Origin of the sequence: Streptomyces mangrovisoli, assembly GCF_000974985.2 — a bacterium.
GTDB lineage: Bacteria > Actinomycetota > Actinomycetes > Streptomycetales > Streptomycetaceae > Streptomyces > Streptomyces mangrovisoli.
The window spans coordinates 23,158-41,309 of the sequence record NZ_LAVA02000095.1; the positions used below are offsets into that span (position 1 = coordinate 23,158).

Here is an 18,152-nt window from a genome sequence, read left to right on the forward strand (position 1 = left end):
GCAGAACCGGACGCGGAAGCAGAGCCGGCAGCGGAACCGGACGCAGAACCGGCAGGGGAACCGGAAGCAGAAGCAGAGCCGGAAACGGAACCCCCTACTGGTCCGAGGAGAACCGCACCGCCCCCGCCGGGATGCGCGCGTCGCACCAGACGCGTACGCCCTCGCGGAGTTCGTTGTCCGCGCCGACCACCGCGCCGTCGCCGATCACCGTGCCGGTGAGGACCGAGCGTTCGCCCACCCGGGCGCGGCTGCCGATGAGGGAGTCGGTGATGACCGCGCCGGGCTCGATGACCGCGCCGGGCAGGATCGTGCTGCCGCAGACCCGCGCGCCCTCGGCGACGAACGCGCCCTCGCCGACCACCGTGCCGCCGGTGAGCTTCGCGTCGGGCGCGACCCTCGCCGTGGGCAGGATCAGACGGTCCCCGCAGCGGCCGGGGACGGCCGGGGACGGGGCGCGGCCGAGGACGAGGTCGGCGGAGCCGCGGACGAAGGCGGCGGGGGTGCCGAGGTCGAGCCAGTAGGTCGAGTCGACCATGCCCTGCAGATGGGCCCCGGCCGACAGCAGGTCGGGGAAGGTCTCGCGCTCCACGGAGACCGGGCGGCCCACCGGGATCGTGTCGATGACCGAACGGCGGAAGACGTACGCCCCCGCGTTGATCTGGTCGGTGACGATCTCCTCGGGGGTCTGCGGCTTCTCCAGGAAGGCGAGCACCCGGCCGGTGTCGTCGGTGGGCACCAGGCCGTAGGCGCGCGGGTCGGTCACCTTCGTCAGGTGCAGCGACACGTCGGCGCCGGTGGTCTCGTGGGTGGCCACCAGACGGCGGATGTCGAGCCCGGTGAGGATGTCGCCGTTGAAGATCAGGACCGGCTCGTCGGGACCCGAGTGCAGCCGGGAGGCGACGTTGCGGATCGCGCCGCCGGTACCGAGCGGCTCCTCCTCCGTGAGGTACTCGATGTGCAGGCCGAGCGCCGAGCCGTCGCCGAAGTACGGCTCGAAGACCTCGGCGAGATAGGAGGTGGCGAGGACGATGTGCTCGACCCCCGCGGCTCTCGCCCGCGCCAGCTGATGGGTGAGGAAGGGAACCCCGGCCGCCGGGACCATCGGCTTCGGGGTGTGCACCGTGAGCGGACGCAGTCGCGTGCCTTTGCCGCCGACCAGGAGGATCGCTTCTGTCACCTGTCGTCTCTGCTTCCTGCCGGGACCGGCCGAACTGTCTTTCGGCCGGCCAGTGTATGCAGACGGTTCGATGACGCCGTCGACGGCAGGGTGGTGTTCGGTTCGATGACCCGTATGGCGTGCACGGTTTCCCCCGGTTCCCCCCGCCGCCCCCCGACGGCCTCACCCGCCGCGCGTCCGCGCGCGATCCGGCTCAGCGGCGCCCTTGGTAGTGCGCGGCGGTGGACCGGGCCGTACCGAGCTTGCCGTAGAGCAGTCGTCCGGGGCACTCGGTCGCGAACCCGTCCCGATGGCCGGAGATCACGTTCAGTCGCACGTTCTTTCCTTTTCGGTAGAGATTGCCACCACCGGACTTCAGATATGTCTTTCCGCTCGGATTGCCCCCGTAGAGTCCGAGCTTCCATGCCGTGAGCTTGGCGACGGCCTCGACGGCCGCCGTGGACGGCTTGGACTTGGTGAACGTGCCGATGACGGCGATCCCCATGCTGTCGGTGTTGAAACCGAGCGTATGGGCGCCCAGTACCGGTTCGGCCACCCCTCCGGCCCGGCCCTCGTAGATGGTTCCGCACTTGTCGACGAGGAAGTTGTAGCCGATGTCGCGCCAGCCCATGCTCACCACGTGGTAGCGGTAGATACCGCGGATGACCGACGGGGCCTGCGCGCAGGTGTACTTGTTGCCGGTCACGGTGTGGTGCACGAAGGCGGCCTTGACCTGATGGGTGTAGACGAACCCCTTCTCGCGCAGCCCCTCGTCCGCGCCCCAGCCGCGGCGCGTGACGATGCGCGGCCGGGGGCCGATGTACGGCTTCGCGCGCTGCTGCTCCGTCAGCTCGTCGCCGCGCAGGTCGTACAGCTCCCGCTCGGTCTCCGTCCGGTCCAGCGCCGGGATCGCCTTGGCACCGAGGGGCGCGAGGTCGGCGTCGGCTTCCGCGGCGGTCGCCTCGGCGTCCACCACGCCGATACGGGTGTCCTCCTCCGCGTCCTCCTGTGTCGCGGAGTCGTCGGGCGGCGCGTCCTCCCCGCCCGGGTCGACGAGTTCGAGGCGCAGTCCGGCGGGCAGCGGGGCGGCGGGCCGGCCCGAGCCGCCGGGCCGCACCCGCACCTGCACGCCGTCCGAGTCGCCGGTCCACAGCGGGGCCGTCCCGCCGCGCCGCCGGCCGGAGGCGGCCTCGGCGGTGCCCGGGTCGGCGCCGTGGTCGGCGTTGTGGGTCTCGATGTCCTGCCATCCGGTCCACGCGCCCGTGCCGACGGAGCGGGTGCGGACCTGGACCCGGCCGTCCAGCGCCCTGCGGGGGTCGGCCCAGGCCACGCCGACCATCGAGAAGCGGTGCACCTTCCCGCGGTACAGGCCTTCTTCGGGTACGGCGCCCAGCACGCGGTCGCGGGAGGCGGGCGCGACGGGCTCCAGGGCGAGCGACTGGGTGCTGCCCGCGAGGGAACGGGTGCTGCCCGCGAGGGAACGGGACGCGGCCGCCCCGGCCGGTCCCGCGGCCGCGGCCCCGGCCGTTCTCGCGGCCGCCGTCGCGGCGCCGGTCGTGGTCGTGGTCGTCGCGGCGGCCGGCGCGGTCAGCGGGAGGGCGAGCGCGGCCGCGCAGGTGACTCCGATCGAGGAAGCAAGAAATCCACGCATACGGAAGATCTTGAACATAGTCATATATTTCTGTCCATCGCGGACCTGACGGGCCGTCGGCGGCGGCTGGGCCGAACCGGTGGCTCGCGCGCCCGTCGCGCGGCTGCCGCCCGGCGTACCCTTGCGCGGGTGAACGCGACCGACCGCACCCCTGCCGACCTGCTGCGTTCCGCGCTCGCCGCGGACCCCGGGCGCCCCCTGGTGACCTTCTACGACGACGCCACGGGCGAGCGCGTCGAACTGTCCGTGGCGACCTTCGCCAATTGGGTGGCCAAGACCGCCAACCTGCTGCAGGGCGACCTCGGCGCCGGGCCCGGCGACCGGGTCGCGCTGCTGCTGCCCGCGCACTGGCAGACGGCGGTGTGGCTGCTGGCGTGCGCGTCCGTGGGCACGGTCGTGGACGTGGGCGGCGACCCGGCGGCGGCCGACGTGGTGGTCAGCGGGCCCGACACGCTGGAGCGGGCACGGACCTGCTCCGGGGAGCGGGTGGCCCTGGCGCTGCGGCCGCTGGGCGGGCGGTTCCCGCAGCCGCCGGCCGGCTTCGCCGACTACGCGGTCGAGGTGCCGGGCCAGGGCGACCGCTTCGCGCCGTTCGTGCCGGTCGACCCGGAGGAGCCCGCGATCGTCGTGGCGGGCGCCGAGTACACGGCGGCGGAGGCCGTGGAGCGGGCCCGCGCCGACGCGCCCGGCCTCGGCCTCACCGGACCGGGGTCCCGGCTGCTGTCGGGGCTTTCGTACGACACCTGGGAGGGGCTGAGCGCCGGGCTCTACGCGCCGCTGGCGACCGGGGGCTCCGTGGTGCTGTGCCGGAATCTGGCGCGCCTGGGCGAGGACGCCCTCGCCCAGCGGATCGAGAGCGAGCGGGTCACCACCGCCCGCCACTGAGACCTACGCCACTTCCCGACACCCCAGCGCCCCCCGGCCCGCACTCCACCGCCCGGCGCGCGCCCCGCCCGGCGCCCCGCTCTCACCCCCCGCGCGGCGGATCGACACAGGGGCCTCACATTCCCCACGGGGGAATGGGAGGGATTGCCCCCTTGTAGGAAGGGCGAATTTCTCACCGGCGTCGCTCAGCGCCGAACTGGGCGGATAGTGTGAGCGATCCGGTGCACCCGGCCCAGAGGACCGACCTGGGGTCGCGCACTGTTTGTACGAGACCCGAGCGCCTTGACGGGGGGAAGGCGCCGCGTGGCCCCGACGGAGGATTCGGACAACCGTGGACGCGCAAGGCCGTGGGCGGGCGGACAACATCGACCCCGCAGACCAGTGGGTGCTCAATCCGAACACCGGTGAATACGAACTGCGACTGAGTCAATCCGCTCCGCAGTCGGCGGTGCCGGGACCCCGCAGATCCCCTTCACGTCAGGACCCGGGTGCGGGCCGGGCGGCCCGTGGCCGCTCCGCGGCGCCCGAGGCCGCCGGCCGCCGGGCGCCGGACCGGGAGGCACCCGACCGGGAGACGCCCGGCCGCGAGGTGCCGCCGCCGCGCCGGGGCCGGGGTGCGCCGCCGGAGACCCCGCCGGGACGGCGCGGCCGCCGGCCGGTGAAGCAGAAGTCGAAGGCGAAGAAGGTACTGCTGTGGACCGGCGGTTCCATGGCGTTCGTGCTCGTCGTGGCGTCGGCCGCGGGCTATCTGTACATCAAGCACCTCAACGACAACATCACCGCCATCTCCGACGACGGCGCGAGCACCGGTGGCTTCCAGAAGGACCGGGCCATCAACATCCTGCTGATCGGCACCGACAAGCGCACCGGCAAGGGCAACACGGGCTACGGCGACGCGGGCAGCGTCGGCCACGCCGACACCAACATCCTGCTGCACGTCTCCAAGGACCGCTCCAACGCGACCGCGCTCAGCATCCCGCGCGACCTCATCGTGGACGTGCCGGACTGCCCGACGAAGCAGGCCGACGGCAGCACGAAGGTCATCCCCGGCACCTCGGACGTCCGCTTCAACACCAGCCTCGGGCAGGACGGCCGCACGCCGAGCTGCACCGTACGCACGGTGACGGAGCTGACCGGCGTGAAGCCCGACGACTTCATGGTGGCCGACTTCAACGCCGTCAAGTCGCTGACCACCGCGGTCGGCGGGGTGGACGTGTGTCTCGCCAAGGACATCAACGACCCTGATTCACACCTGAATCTGAAGAAGGGCACGCAGCACATCGCGGGCGAGACGGCGCTCGCGTTCGTCCGCACCCGGCACGCCGTCGGCTTCGGCGGCGACCTGAGCCGGATCACGCTGCAACAGCAGTTCCTCAGCGCCCTGATGCGCAAGCTGAAGTCCAACTCCACGCTGACCAGCCCGACGAAGATGGTGAAGGTCGCCGAGGCGGCCACCAAGGCCCTCACGGTGGACTCGCAGCTCGACAGCATCGGCAAGCTGAAGGACCTCGGTCTGGAGCTCGGCAAGCTCGACCCGAAGAACCTCACCTTCACCACGGTCCCGGTCGTCGACAACCCGGCGGAGAAGGTCCACGCGACCGTCGTGCTCAACAACAGCACCGCGCCCGCCGTGTTCGACGCCATCAAGAACGACGTGTCCTTCACCGCGGTGAAGAACCAGAAGAAGAAGGCGGCCGACGCGGCCGCCGCCCGGCTCAAGGGCACCAAGTCCGCCGCGTCCGAGGTCCGGGTGCGCGTCATGAACGGTGGCGCACCCGCAGGTTCCGCACAGGAAACTCTTACCTGGCTGCAGAATGATGAGGGCGTGCTCAAGTCCGAGAACGCGGGGAACGCGCCCTCGGCCCTGAGCAGGACGACGCTCGAGTACGCGCCCGACCAGGCCGCCCAGGCACGCAGGCTCGCCGCCATCATGGGTCTTTCCGGATCCGCACTGAAGCCCGGCAAGAGCGTGACCAACTCCCAGGGCCTGCCTGCGATGACGCTGACTCTGGGCAAGGACTTCAAGGGTGCGGGCGTCTCGCTCACCACTCCGACAAAGGCGCCGGAGAACATCCAGAAGTCCACCGCGGACAAGGTCGAGTGCGCCAAGTAGGAATTCGGGGGTAACCCTGAGGGTCCGTCCCGCGTCTAACCAGGCGCGGGGCTGACCCGTGTCCGGCGCTGGGTGGGAGGGGCAGGAGTTGGCGCGTAGTGATGTGCGGGGGGAGGTTCCGGCGGTCGAGGACACGATGTCCCTGACACCGCAGGACCCACAGGCACAGTCGGCGGCAGGTGGCGGAAAGGGCTTGGGCGACGGCGCGGACAGCGGACGCGCGAGACCCAGGCGCCGGGTGCTGCGCTGGTCGGCGACGGTTCTGGCGGTACTGATATTGGGCACCTCGGGTGCCGGTTATCTCTACTACCAGCACCTCAACGGCAACATCAAGAAGGACGACCTGAACATCGGGGACTCCAAGGACCGGGCGGCCGCGTCCAAGGCGAACGCCGCGGGCCAGACCCCGCTGAACATCCTGCTCCTCGGCTCCGACGCCCGCGACAGCGCGGAGAACCAGAAGCTGGGCGGCGCCCGGGACACCTTCAACACCCCGGCCCGCGCCGACGTGCAGATGCTGCTCCACGTCTCGGCGGACCGCACCAACATGTCGGTGGTCAGCATTCCGCGCGACACCCTGGTGTCGATCCCGCAGTGCACCGACCCCGACAGCGGCAAGGTGTACGCGGCGAGCACCTCGGCGATGGTGAACGACTCCCTCGGCCGCGGCGGCCCCGGCTGCACGGTGGCGACCTGGGAGAAGCTGACGGACATCCACATCGACCACTTCATGATGGTCGACTTCTCCGGCGTGGTGGACATGGCGGACGCGATCGGCGGCGTGCCGGTCTGCGTGGACGCCAACATCTACTCGCACACCTCCACCGGCCACGGCTCGGGCCTGAAGCTGAAGAAGGGCACGACGTCCGTCAAGGGCAAGCAGGCCCTCCAGTGGCTGCGCACGCGGTACGGCTTCGAGGACGACACGGACATCGCGCGCACCAAGGCGCAGCACATGTACATGAACTCGATGGTCCGCCAGCTGCGGGAGAACGCCACGCTGAGCAACCCGGGCAAGCTGCGCGACCTCGCCGAGACGGCGACCAAGGCGCTCACGGTCGACGACGGCCTCGGCACCGTCGCCAAGCTCTACGACCTCAGCAAGGAGCTGAAGAAGGTCCCCACGGAGCGCATCACCATGACGACGATGCCGTGGCAGTACTCGTCGACGTCCAGCGGCCGCGTGGTGCCGAAGCCGGCCGACGCGGACAAGCTGTTCCGGCTGGTCCGCGAGGACATCGCGCTGGACGGCAAGGACAAGAAAAAGAAGAAGACGACGGCGGCGTCCACGGACCCGGCCGCGGCGGACGACGAGATCGCGGTGCAGGTGGAGAACGGCACCAGCGGCGACGGCCAGGTGGCGGTGCCGGGCCGGGCCCGCGCGGTCTCCACGCTGCTGGCCGGCAAGGGCTTCACCAAGGCGGCCGCGGACACCACGGCCCTGACCGGCCTGGACGAGACGGTGATCCGCTACCCGAGCGCGGACCTGGAGGGCGACGCCCAGCGCGTGGCGAAGGCCCTGGGCATCCCGTTCTCCCAGGTGAAGAAGGAGACGGACGTCTCCGGGGTCACGCTGGTGGTGGGCGCGGACTGGCGCTCGGGCGACACGTACCAGGCGGCGGACGACGACGACACGACCCCGTCGTCGGCGAGCGCCCTCAACGGCGCGGACACCAAGGCGTGCATGCACGTCGACCCGAACTACATCTGGTAGCCCACCGGTTGCCGGTACGCCTCGGCCCGGACCACCAGCGGGTGGTCCGGGCCGAGGCGTACGACGGGTCTGGTCCGCAGGTCAGTCGACGGCGACGACCGCGGGGCGGCGGGACGCGATGACCTTCCTGGCCAGCGACTTGGGGCTGGTCAGGAAGCCCCAGCCCCACGACATGTGCATGGTGGCGAGGGCGACGGGGATCTGGAGCCGCGCCTTGAGGCCGAGGCCCTTGCCGGCGGGCACCGAGCCGAGCGCGATGGCCGCGAGGTAGCCGGCGGGGACGACGAAGCCCCACGGCGTGAGCAGCGCGCCCACCACGACGCCGGCGGCTATCGCGCCCACGGCGGTCGGCGGTGCGAGGTAGCGCAGGTTGATGGAACCCTCGTGGTACCGGGCGACGACGTGCCGCCAACGGCCGTAGTCCTTGTACTGCTTGGCGAGCGCCTTCACGCTCGGGCGGGGGCGGTACGACACCCTGAGCTCGGGCGAGAACCAGATCAGCCCGCCCGCCTCACGGATGCGGAAGTTCAGCTCCCAGTCCTGGGCGCGGATGAACTCCTCGTTGTAGCCGCCCTGCCGCTCCAGCGCCTCGCGGCGGAAGACACCGAGGTACACCGTCTCGGCGGCGCCGGCGGAACCTCCCGTGTGGAAGGCCGCGTTGCCGACGCCGATCTTCGACGTCATGGCGGCGGCGACGGCGTGCTCCCAGTCGTTCTCGCCCTCGGCGTGCATGATCCCGCCGACGTTCTGCGCGCCGGTCTCCGCGAGCAGCCGTACGGCGGTCGCGATGTAGTCGGCGGAGAGGATCCCGTGTCCGTCGACACGGACCACGACCGGGTGGCGGGACGCCTTGATCGCCGCGTTGAGGGCGGCGGGCGTGCGGCCCGTCGGGTTCGGCACGGTGTGCACGCGCGGGTCTTCCCGTACGAGCTCGGCGGCGATCTCGTCCGTGCGGTCCGTGGACGGACCGAGGGCGATCACGACCTCCATCTCGCCGGCGTAACTCTGCGCGAGGATCGCTTGGACGGCTCCGCGCAGATGCCGCTCCTCGTTGAGGACGGGCATGATGACGGACACGGCGGGGAGCTGCACGTCGGGATTGGCGTTCATAGAGGGGTCACGTTACCGCGAACGAGGGACAGCGGTGCGCGCCGCCCTGCCCGGGAGCCGGGCAGGAGATCGTATCGACCTACGGTGCTCACGGATCGCGTACGGCCTCGTCCGGAAGGTGCCGCCTTGCCCACGTCCCCCACCCGCCCGCAGCGCCGCCCGCAGCAGTCGCCCCGCCGTGTGCCGCCGCGGCCGCCCGTGCCCGCGCCCGTCCGGCGCAGGAAGCCGCGCTGGGCCATGCGGGCGGTCACCACGCTCTCGGTGGTGGTGCTCGCGTCCGCCGGGATCGGGCACGCGGTGATGACGAGCCTGGACGCGGACATCGCGCGGGTCGACCCGTTCAAGGACATGAAGAACCGGCCGCGGGCCGGTCACGGCATGAACGTGCTGCTGGTCGGCACCGACGGCCGCGACAAGATCACCCCCGCCGAGCGGCACCGGTTCCACCTGGGCGGGGCCCCCTGCCACTGCACCGACACGATCATGATCGTGCACATCTCGGCCGACCGGGAGCGGGCCAGCGTGGTCAGCCTGCCGCGCGACTCCTACACCCGGGTGCCGGCCACCTCGGCGCGGCCCGCGCACGCCGTCAAGCTGAACGCGGCGTACGCGGAGGGCGGCCCGAACCTCACCGTGCGTACGGTCGAGGACATGACCCACGTGAAGATCGACCACTATCTGGAGGTCGACTTCACCAGCTTCATGAAGACTGTGGACGTGCTCGGCGGGGTGCGCATCTGCACCCCGCAGCCGCTCAAGGACAGCTACACCGGGCTCGACCTGCCCGCCGGGACGCACACCCTGATGGGCGGGCAGGCGCTCCAGTACGTCCGCTCCCGCCACGTGGACGGGGCCTCCGACCTCGGCCGGATGAAGCGGCAGCAGCGGTTCCTCGCGGCGCTGATCGAGCGGGCCTCCTCCTCCGGGGTGCTGCTGAACCCGATGAAGTTCCGTGACGTGACCCGGGCGGTGCTCGGCTCGGTGCGGGCGGACAAGGGCTTCGGCACGGACGAGCTGATCGACCTCGGCCGGGCGATGCGGAACTTCTCGCCGTCGTCGTCGGAGTTCACGACCGTGCCGATCGGACAGATGGGGTACGTCGTGCCGGGGCTCGGCTCGACGCTGAAGTGGGACACCGAGAAGGCCGACCGGCTGTTCGCCGCGCTGCGCGACGACAAGCCGCTGGCCGCCGCGCCGGCACCGCGGACCGCCCAGGCGGCGGCACAGGTCGAGGTCGCGCCCCAGCAGATCGTGGTGCAGGTGGAGAACGGGACGGCGACGGCCGGCCTCGGCCGCCGGGTCGACGCGGCGCTCGCGGCGACGGGCTTTCGCACGACGGGCCGGCCGGCGAACGCGACGGAGCGCACCGGCGGCCGCACGGTCGTCGTCTACGACCCCCGCTGGGACCGCTCGGCCAGATCCCTGGCCACCGCCCTGCCCGGCAGCGAGCTGCGGCCCCAGGCGGGGCGCGGCCCGGTGCTGAAGGTGATCGCCGGAACCGACTTCCGCCAGGTCCGCAGGGTCCGCGGCCAGGACACGGGTCCGGCCCCGACGGTGGTGCGGGGTGACGAGTCGGTCTGCTCGTAGCCGGGCCCGGCGGCGCGGTGCACGCACGGGCACGGTGACCGGCGCCGGGCGGCGGGCGGCGGGCGGCGGGCCGCAGGCGGCTCCGGGGGCGGGGCACGCACGGGCGCGAGGCCCGGTGGTACGAAGCCCTGCGGCGCGGAGGCCGGCGGCCGGTGCGGGCGCGGATCGGAGCCCGGCGGCGTACGCGCGAGGGAGTCAGTCCTCGAAGCCCTCGGCCGCGCGCCGCTCGCGCAGCTCGGTGATGGCCCGGCGGCGGGACAGCCGGTGGGTGCGGCGGATCTGCGCCTCCTGGTTGCGGCGCCGGTCGCGGTCCGTCTCGGGCAGCACCTGCGGCACCGGACGCGGCTTGCCGTCCGCGTCGACCGCCGCGAAGACCAGATAGGCCGAGCCGACCTGGGTGGCCGGGGCGGACTCGTTCCAGCGCTCCGCGAGGACCCGGACGCCGACCTCCATGGAGGTGCGGCCGGTCCAGTTCACCTGCGCCTTCACATGGACCAGGTCGCCCACCCGGACCGGCTCCAGGAACGCCATCTCGTCCATGAACGCGGTGACCGCCGGGCCGCCGCTGTGCCGCCCGGCCACCGCGCCCGCCGCGTCGTCGACCAGCTTCATGATCACGCCGCCGTGCACCGTCCCCAGCAGGTTGGTGTCGTTGTGGGTCATGATGTGGCTGAGCGTGGTGCGGGACGCCGAAGTCGGCTTGCCCGGGATACCCGCGGTTCCCGATTCCGGTGCGGTGGCCTGGTCTGTCATGCCCTCCACCTTATGCCGTGGCGACATTCGCGGACTTTGTGTCGGGTTCGCAACAGCCAGGCCCCTGTTTTCCCCCGAGCCTTGTAAAGCACCTGGCCGCGCACTGCACACTGGGCGACATGAACGATTGGCCCGAGGGACGGCCCGACGACAACCGCGGCCCCCGCTACGGAAACGGCAGTGCGCACGCAGAGCCCGAGAGCGCGCGCGTCATGCGGCAGGTCCGGCGCGGCCCCACGGCGCCGCCCGGACAGGGCGGCGCACCGGGCCAGGGCGGCTGGGGGCAGTCCGCCCCGCCGTACGGCGCGAACGTCCCCCAGCAGCCGTCGTACGTCGACGGCCAGGGCTACGGCGGTGACCAGGACGGCTACGACAGCGGCTACAACACCGGCCAGGTCTACGGCGGCGGACCGGGCGGCCCCGGCTCCGGCGGCTACGGCGAGGGCCCGGTGCGGCCGCGGCCGAACTGGCGGCGCCGTATCAAATGGACCGCGATCACCCTCGTCACCGTGCTGGTCGTCACCTCCGTGGCGACCTATTTCTGGGCCGACTCCAAGCTGCGCCGCGAGGTGGACCTGTCCAAGGTCATCGACCGGCCCGAGGCGGGCGCGGGCACGAACTACCTGATCGTCGGCTCCGACAGCCGCGAGGGCATGTCCAAGGCGGACGAGAAGAAGCTGCACACCGGCTCCGCCGAGGGCAAGCGCACCGACTCGATGATGATCCTGCACGTCGGCGACAACGGGGACACCCTGATCTCGCTGCCGCGCGACTCGGACGTGGAGATCCCGACCTTCGTGGGCTCCACCTCCGGCAAGACCTACAAGGGCACCGGCAAGCACGAGAAGCTCAACGCGGCCTACGCCGAGGACGGCCCGACGCTGCTGGTGCGCACGATCGAGTACAACACCGGCCTGCACATAGACCACTACGTGGAGATCGGCTTCCAGGGCTTCGCGAACATCGTGGACGCGGTCGGCGGGGTCACCATCGACATCGACAAGGGCTTCAAGGACAGCTACTCGGGCGCCGACTTCAAGGCGGGCAAGCAGACGCTGAACGGCGCGCAGGCCCTCGCCTTCGTCCGCACCCGGCACGCGTTCGCCGCCTCCGACCTCCAGCGCACGAAGAACCAGCAGAAGTTCCTCGCCGCCCTGGCCCACGAGGTGGCCACGCCCGGAACGATCCTGAACCCCTTCAAGCTCTACCCGACGCTCGGCGCGGGCCTGGACTCGCTGATCGTCGACAAGGACATGGGCCTGTGGGACCTCGGCTCGATGTTCTGGGCGATGAAGAGCGTCAACGGCGGTGACGGCGTCTCCATGAACATGCCGATCTCCGGCTCCACCGGCGGCAACCTCGTCTGGGACAAGGCGAAGGTGAAGACGCTGGTGAACGAGTTGAACAACGACGACAAGGTCACGGTCTCGAGTGACTGACGCCACCGGAGGCAGAGCGCCGTTCGACGCGGTGCTCTGCGACGTCGACAACGTGATCCGCACCTTCGACCCCGCCCCGCTGGCGGCGCTGGAACGCGCCGCCGGGGTGGCCGAGGGGACCACGGCGAAGATCGCCTTCGCCGAGGAGACCGGCCTGCCGGCGCTGCTCGGGAGGATCACCCCGCAGGAGTGGGTGGCGTCCATCGCGGCCGGTCTGTCCGGGCTGTGCGAGGACGACACGGCAGCCTGGGAGCTCGGCAGCGCACTGCTGGAGTCCCCCTTCCACGCCGACGACGCGGTGGTGGGGCTGCTGCGCCGGGCCCGCATCCGGGTGCCGCTGGTGCTGGTCAGCAACGCCACCCTGGGCCTGGAGGCCGACCTCGACTCCATGGGCCTGGACGACCTCGCCGATCATGTGGTGAACAGCGCCCGGGTCGGCCTGGTCAAGCCCGACCCGCGGATCCTGGAGCTGGCCGCGGGGCTCGCGGGCACGGTCCCCGAGCGGTGCCTGTTCGTCGACGACACCCCGGAGAACGTGGCCGCGGCCACGGCGCTCGGGATGCGGGCGGTCCACTACACGGGCCCCGGGGACCTGGAAGAGGCACTGCGCCCGCTCTTCGGCTAGGACGGCTCCCCGGAGCCCTCTTCGGCTAGGACGGCTCCCCGGAGCCCCAGGGGCGGTCCTGGGCCGTGCCGTGGGCCAGGACGGCCACGTGCGGCAGCAGCAGCCCGCCCGCGCCGTCGGCGAACTCCGCGCACAGCCCGTCGTACGCCCGCCTGATCCGCTCGCGCGTCGCGGGTGGCTGGGCGGCGACGAGATGCCCGACCTGGCCGATCCCGGCCGCGGCACCGCTCCACCACTCCTCGGCGCCGGCCCGGTGGTCCCACTCCAGCTCACGCCCGGCCACCGCGCCGAATCCGGCATCCGTCAGCAGCCGGGCGAGCCCGTCGGGCGTGCGCGGGAAGTCCTCGGCCGGATCGAGCCGCCGCCCCGGCACGGCGGGCTCGGCGCCGGCCTCCCGGCAGGCCCGCACCAGCAGGTCCTGCCCGGCCCCGCGCCGCTTGCCCCACACCGTCACCGCGATCCGCCCGCCGGGCCGCAGCACCCGGCGCAGCTCCGCGAGCGCGGCCCGCGGCCGGCCGACGTGGTTGACGACGAAGTTGGCCACCACGGCATCGAAGGCGCCGTCGGGGAAGGGCAGTTCGGGCAGTACGGCGACCCGGGCGTCGATGCCCCGGTCGCGGGCGGCGGCCACCATCGAGCCGTCGGCGTCCACGGCCCGCACCCGCGCCCCGCGCTCCCCCGCGGCCACGGCGACCGTGCCGGTGCCGGTCCCGGCGTCGAGCAGGTCCTGGTCCGGCCCCACGCCCGCCGCGTCCAGCAACGCCTCGGCGGAGTACGCGCACAGCCTCCCGAAGCTCGCTCCGTACGCCGCGGCCCGGCCGTCCCACATGGCCCGCTCGCTCGCTTCGAACTCCTGCGTCAAGGTCGTCATGCCCGCCAGTCTCCCGGACGCCTCCCCGCGCCGTGCGAGGGACCGGACATGCCGGAAGGCGCCCCGCAGGGCGCCTTCTTGGCGACAGCAGCGACCAACTCGCCCGCCGTTACGGCAGGTTGCGGGCCATGACGATGCGCTGGACCTGGTTGGTGCCCTCGTAGATCTGCGTGATCTTCGCGTCGCGCATCATGCGCTCGACCGGGTAGTCACGGGTGTAGCCGTAGCCGCCGAGCAGCTGCACGGCGTCCGTGGTGACCTCCATGGCGACGTCCGACGCGAAGCACTTGGCGGCGGCGCCCTGGAAGGTGAGGTCGCTGTCGCCGCGCTCGGAGGCGGCGGCGGCCTGGTAGGTCAGGGCGCGGGCGGCGGCGATCTTCATGGCCATGTCGGCGAGCATGAACTGGATGCCCTGGAAGTCGCCGATCGGCTTGCCGAACTGCTTGCGCTCCTGGACGTAGCCCTTGGCGTAGTCGAGGGCGCCCTGGGCGACACCGAGCGCCTGGGCGGCGATGGTGATGCGGGTGTGGTCGAGGGTCTTCATCGCGGTGGCGAAGCCGGTGCCCTCCTCGCCGATCATCCGGTCGGCGGGGATGCGGACGTTGTCGAAGTAGACCTCACGGGTCGGGGAGCCCTTGATGCCGAGCTTCTTCTCGGGGGCACCGAAGGAGACGCCCTCGTCGGACTTCTCCACGACGAACGCGGAGATGCCCTTGGAGCGCTTCGACGGGTCCGTCACCGCCATCACCGTGTAGTACTCGGAGACGCCCGCGTTGGTGATCCAGCGCTTCACGCCGTTGAGCACCCAGTGGTCGCCGTCACGGACCGCGCGGGTCTTCATGCCCGCCGCGTCCGAACCGGCCTCCGGCTCCGAGAGGCAGTACGAGAACATCCCGTCGCCCTTGGCCAGCGGGCCGAGGTACTTCTTCTTCAGCTCCTCGGAACCGGAGAGGATCACCGGCAGGGAGCCCAGCTTGTTCACGGCCGGGATCAGGGAGGACGACACGCACACGCGGGCCACCTCCTCGATCACGATCACCGTGGCGAGCGCGTCGGCGCCGGCGCCGCCGAACTCCTCGGGTACGTGCACCGCGTGCAGGTCGTTCGCGACGAGGGCGTCGTGCGCCTCCTGCGGGAAGCGGGCCTCTTCGTCGACCGCGGCCGCGAACGGCGCGATCTTCGCCTCGGCGAGGGCACGGACGGCATCGCGGAGCATGTCGTGCTCCTCGGCGGGGCGGTACAGGTCGAAATCAGCCGATCCGGCCAAGGTCTCTCACGCTCCAAAGACGCGGTGGTACGGAAGCCGCCCCGGAACCCGCGCGTCGGTACAGACGCATCGGCGACCGACGCTAATTACCGTTAAGTAACTCAAATTTTAGAGCCCCGCCCACGGGACGCCTACGTGAGCTTCGCGACAGGGGGAAAGTTGCCGGTCTAGGGGTCGGGGGGCGCCCCGGATATGCTCGGGCAGCGCATCGGCAGACGTACCCCATCTGGAGCACCCATGAGCCTCAAGATCACCGTGATCGGCACCGGCTATCTCGGCGCCACGCACGCCGCGGCCATGGCCGAGCTCGGCTTCGAGGTGCTCGCGATCGACGTCGTCAAGGAGAAGATCGAGAAGCTGGAGCGCGGCGAGGCCCCGATGTACGAGCCGGGCCTCGGCGACCTGCTGAAGCGCCATGTGGCCGGTATCGAGGGTTCCACGGGCCGGCTGCGGTTCACCCTCGACTGGGCCGAGATCGGCGCGTTCGGCGATGTGCACTTCCTGTGCGTGAACACCCCGCAGCGGCACGGCGAGTACGCGGCCGACCTGACGTACGTCGACGCGGCCGTCGCCTCGCTCGCCCCGCACCTGAGCGGGCCCGCCCTGGTGGTCGGCAAGTCCACGGTGCCGGTGGGCACCGCGGAGCGGCTCGCCGCCTACCTCGCCGAGCACGCCCCGGCCGGCGCGGACGCCGAGCTGGCCTGGAACCCGGAGTTCCTGCGCGAGGGCTTCGCCGTCGACGACACGCTGCACCCGGACCGGCTGGTGGTCGGCGTGCGCAGCGAGCGCGCGGAGAAGCTGCTGCGCGAGGTGTACGCCACCCCGGTCGGCGAGGGGACGCCGTTCGTCGTCACCGACTTCCCGACCGCGGAGCTGGTGAAGACCTCCGCGAACTCCTTCCTCGCGACCAAGATCTCCTTCATCAACGCGATGGCGGAGATGTGCGAGGCCTCCGGCGGCGACGTGGCCAAGCTCGCCGAGGCGATCGGGTACGACGACCGGATCGGCCGGAAGTTCCTGCGGGCCGGGATCGGCTTCGGCGGCGGCTGCCTGCCCAAGGACATCCGGGCGTTCATGGCGCGCGCCGGTGAGCTGGGCGCCGACCAGGCGCTGACGTTCCTGCGCGAGATCGACTCCATCAACATGCGCCAGCGCGGGCAGATGGTGGAGCTGGCCCGGCAGGCGCTCGGCGGCGGCTCCTTCCTGGGCCGCCGGGTCGCGGTGCTCGGCGCCACCTTCAAGCCGGACTCGGACGACGTCCGGGACTCGCCCGCGCTGAACGTCGCCGGGCAGATCCACCTCCAGGGCGGCCAGGTCACGGTCTACGACCCCAAGGGCATGGACAACGCCCGCCGCGTCTTCCCGACCCTCGGGTACGCGGACTCCGCGCTGGACGCGGTGCGCGGCGCGGACGTCGTGCTGCACCTGACGGAGTGGCGCGAGTTCCGTGAGCTGGACCCGGCGGAGCTGGGCGCGGTCGCCGCGTCCCGCCTCGTCCTGGACGGCCGCAACGCCCTGGACCCCGCGGTCTGGCGTGCCGCCGGCTGGACGTACCGGGCGATGGGCCGCCCGACGGCCTGAGCGGCCGGCCCGACAACGCGAGGGGCCCCACCGGCCCGCGGCCACACCACGTGGTGTCCTGTCCGCGGCCCCGGCGGGGCCCTTTCGCGCAGTTCCCCGCGCCCCTCAATGAGCAGGGGCCACCCCCGCAGTACCGCACGCGCGGGCCCGTAGTGGCCGATCGCGCAGTTCCCCGCGCCCCCGCCGCGCCAGGGGCGCGGGGAACTGCGCGAAGGGGCCCCACCGGGCCGCGGACGGACACACCACGTCGTGCGGACGCATCACCCAGGGGCGCGGGGAACTGCGCGAAAAGGGGCTCGCCGTGCCGCGGACGGACACCGACCCCGGCGACCCCGCCGGAGGCGACGCCGGTTCGGCCGAGGCTCAGTCGGCCGAACCGGCGTCGGTGGCATTCTGCACCACCGGCCTGTGCGCCGCCCGGTACCGCCGCATCTTCGCCCGCGCCCCGCACACCTGCATCGAGCACCAGCGGCCGCGTCCCGCCGGACTGCGGTCGTAGTACGCCCAGTGGCACGTGTCCGACGCGCACGCCTTGAAGCGGGTCCAGGTGCCCGCGACCAGCGCCTCCGCGACCGCCGCCGCGACCCGGGCCGGCAGCGTCCCGCCCTCCGCGGGGGCCAGCCGTGCCGAGCCGTCGGCGGGGGCGACCTCGACGACCAGCGGGACCCGCGCCAGCAGCACCCCCAGCGGGGTCACCTCGGCGTGCGGCGGGTGCCCGGCATGGGCGAGCAGCGTCGCGCGCAGCGACTCGCGCAGCTCGCGGGCCGCGGGCAGCTCGTCCTCGCCGATGCCGAAGCGCGCCCGGACGTCCGGGCGCTCCAGCTCGTCCGCCCGCGACGCGATGTCGAGCGTGTTCAGCAGGGCCTCGATCAGGGCCAGGCCGCCGGGCGCGGGCGATCTCTCGCTCATGGCGTGCGCCACCTCCTGCAATTCGCTTGCGACGTTACCCCCGATGCGGGAGCATGCGGTAACCGACCCCGTTACCGGTTGAACGCCTAAAGCGGTAACTCCCTTCCAGGAGGAAGTCATGGCTCTCGCCACGCTCGGTCCGGTCGTCCTGGACTGTCCCGACCCCGGCGCGCTCGCCGGTTTCTACGCCCAGGTGCTGGGCGGCACCCCCGAGGGGGACGCGGACTGGGTGGATCTGGAGGTGCCCGGCGGCCGCGTGCTGGCCTTCCAGGCGGCCCCCGGCCACCAGCCGCCCGCCTGGCCGGCCCCCGACGCCTCGCAGCAGTTCCATCTGGACCTGGTCGTCGAGGACCTGGACGCGGCCGAGCAGGGCGTCCTCGCGCTCGGCGCGAAGCCGCTGGACACGGGCGACCGCGCCCGCACCTGGCGTGTGTACGCCGACCCGGCCGGGCACCCGTTCTGCCTCTGCGCCTGCTGACCGACCCGCGCCC

Annotated in this window: 15 protein-coding genes; 8 read left to right on the top strand and 7 right to left on the bottom strand. The window is 72.2% G+C overall.

The features are described from left to right. Positions 1-94: 94 nt before the first annotated feature. Together manB and WN71_RS32220 are read right to left on the bottom strand one after the other, a co-directional pair. Positions 95-1,177, bottom strand: coding sequence for a mannose-1-phosphate guanylyltransferase (gene manB / locus WN71_RS32215; RefSeq protein WP_046584243.1), 1,083 nt, complete (start codon positions 1,175-1,177; stop codon positions 95-97). A gap of 193 nt (positions 1,178-1,370) precedes the next feature. Beyond that, entirely contained in the window at positions 1,371-2,825 is a 1,455-nt protein-coding gene (locus WN71_RS32220; RefSeq protein ID WP_079178272.1) for a peptidoglycan recognition protein family protein, read from the bottom strand. 111 nt (positions 2,826-2,936) lie between these two features. Here WN71_RS32220 and WN71_RS32225 point away from each other — a divergent pair, with 111 nt between their 5' ends. The 3 genes from WN71_RS32225 (at position 2,937) to WN71_RS32235 (ending at position 7,519) form a co-directional block, all read left to right on the top strand. Then, entirely contained in the window at positions 2,937-3,692 is a 756-nt protein-coding gene (locus WN71_RS32225) for a TIGR03089 family protein (RefSeq protein WP_046584242.1), read from the top strand. Positions 3,693-4,023: 331 nt separating this feature from the next. Beyond that, the gene (locus tag WN71_RS32230) at positions 4,024-5,805 is read left to right on the top strand and encodes an LCP family protein (protein WP_079178273.1); all 1,782 of its coding nucleotides are present in this window, start codon (positions 4,024-4,026) and stop codon (positions 5,803-5,805) included. 136 nt (positions 5,806-5,941) lie between these two features. Next, entirely contained in the window at positions 5,942-7,519 is a 1,578-nt protein-coding gene (locus tag WN71_RS32235; RefSeq protein ID WP_079178280.1) for an LCP family protein, read from the top strand. A gap of 81 nt (positions 7,520-7,600) precedes the next feature. Here the strand turns inward: WN71_RS32235 and WN71_RS32240 are convergent, their stop codons facing one another. After that, positions 7,601-8,629, bottom strand: a complete 1,029-nt coding sequence (locus WN71_RS32240; protein ID WP_046584240.1) for a glycosyltransferase family 2 protein — start codon at positions 8,627-8,629, stop codon at positions 7,601-7,603. A 126-nt stretch (positions 8,630-8,755) separates the two neighbouring features. Between WN71_RS32240 and WN71_RS32245 the strand changes: the two genes are divergently transcribed. Next, entirely contained in the window at positions 8,756-10,216 is a 1,461-nt protein-coding gene (locus tag WN71_RS32245) for an LCP family protein (RefSeq protein ID WP_079178274.1), read from the top strand. A gap of 195 nt (positions 10,217-10,411) precedes the next feature. Here WN71_RS32245 and WN71_RS32250 read toward each other — a convergent pair whose 3' ends face one another. Beyond that, positions 10,412-10,969, bottom strand: coding sequence for an acyl-CoA thioesterase (locus tag WN71_RS32250; RefSeq protein ID WP_046584238.1), 558 nt, complete (start codon positions 10,967-10,969; stop codon positions 10,412-10,414). 119 nt (positions 10,970-11,088) lie between these two features. Here WN71_RS32250 and WN71_RS32255 point away from each other — a divergent pair, with 119 nt between their 5' ends. Further along, positions 11,089-12,408 carry an LCP family protein gene (locus WN71_RS32255; RefSeq protein ID WP_079178276.1) on the top strand — a complete coding sequence of 440 codons (1,320 nt, stop codon included), beginning with the start codon at positions 11,089-11,091 and terminating at the stop codon, positions 12,406-12,408. Further along, positions 12,401-13,033 carry an HAD family hydrolase gene (locus WN71_RS32260; protein ID WP_046584236.1) on the top strand — a complete coding sequence of 211 codons (633 nt, stop codon included), beginning with the start codon at positions 12,401-12,403 and terminating at the stop codon, positions 13,031-13,033. The genes WN71_RS32255 and WN71_RS32260 overlap by 8 nt, the downstream gene beginning before the upstream one ends. Before the next feature lie 25 nt (positions 13,034-13,058). Here the strand turns inward: WN71_RS32260 and WN71_RS32265 are convergent, their stop codons facing one another. Beyond that, positions 13,059-13,904, bottom strand: coding sequence for a class I SAM-dependent methyltransferase (locus WN71_RS32265; RefSeq protein ID WP_046584235.1), 846 nt, complete (start codon positions 13,902-13,904; stop codon positions 13,059-13,061). A 109-nt stretch (positions 13,905-14,013) separates the two neighbouring features. Then, complete coding sequence (locus WN71_RS32270) at positions 14,014-15,171, bottom strand: acyl-CoA dehydrogenase (protein ID WP_046584234.1); 1,158 nt, start codon at positions 15,169-15,171, stop codon at positions 14,014-14,016. Between the two features lie 237 nt (positions 15,172-15,408). Between WN71_RS32270 and WN71_RS32275 the strand changes: the two genes are divergently transcribed. Continuing rightward, a complete protein-coding gene (locus WN71_RS32275) occupies positions 15,409-16,752 on the top strand; it encodes a UDP-glucose dehydrogenase family protein (RefSeq protein ID WP_046584233.1) in 1,344 nt (447 codons plus the stop codon). Positions 16,753-17,115: 363 nt separating this feature from the next. Here the strand turns inward: WN71_RS32275 and WN71_RS32280 are convergent, their stop codons facing one another. After that, positions 17,116-17,661, bottom strand: a complete 546-nt coding sequence (locus tag WN71_RS32280; RefSeq protein WP_046584232.1) for a CGNR zinc finger domain-containing protein — start codon at positions 17,659-17,661, stop codon at positions 17,116-17,118. 118 nt (positions 17,662-17,779) lie between these two features. Between WN71_RS32280 and WN71_RS32285 the strand changes: the two genes are divergently transcribed. Next, positions 17,780-18,139: a VOC family protein gene (locus tag WN71_RS32285; protein WP_046584231.1), complete on the top strand. Its 360-nt coding sequence runs from the start codon at positions 17,780-17,782 to the stop codon at positions 18,137-18,139. Positions 18,140-18,152: the final 13 nt, after the last annotated feature.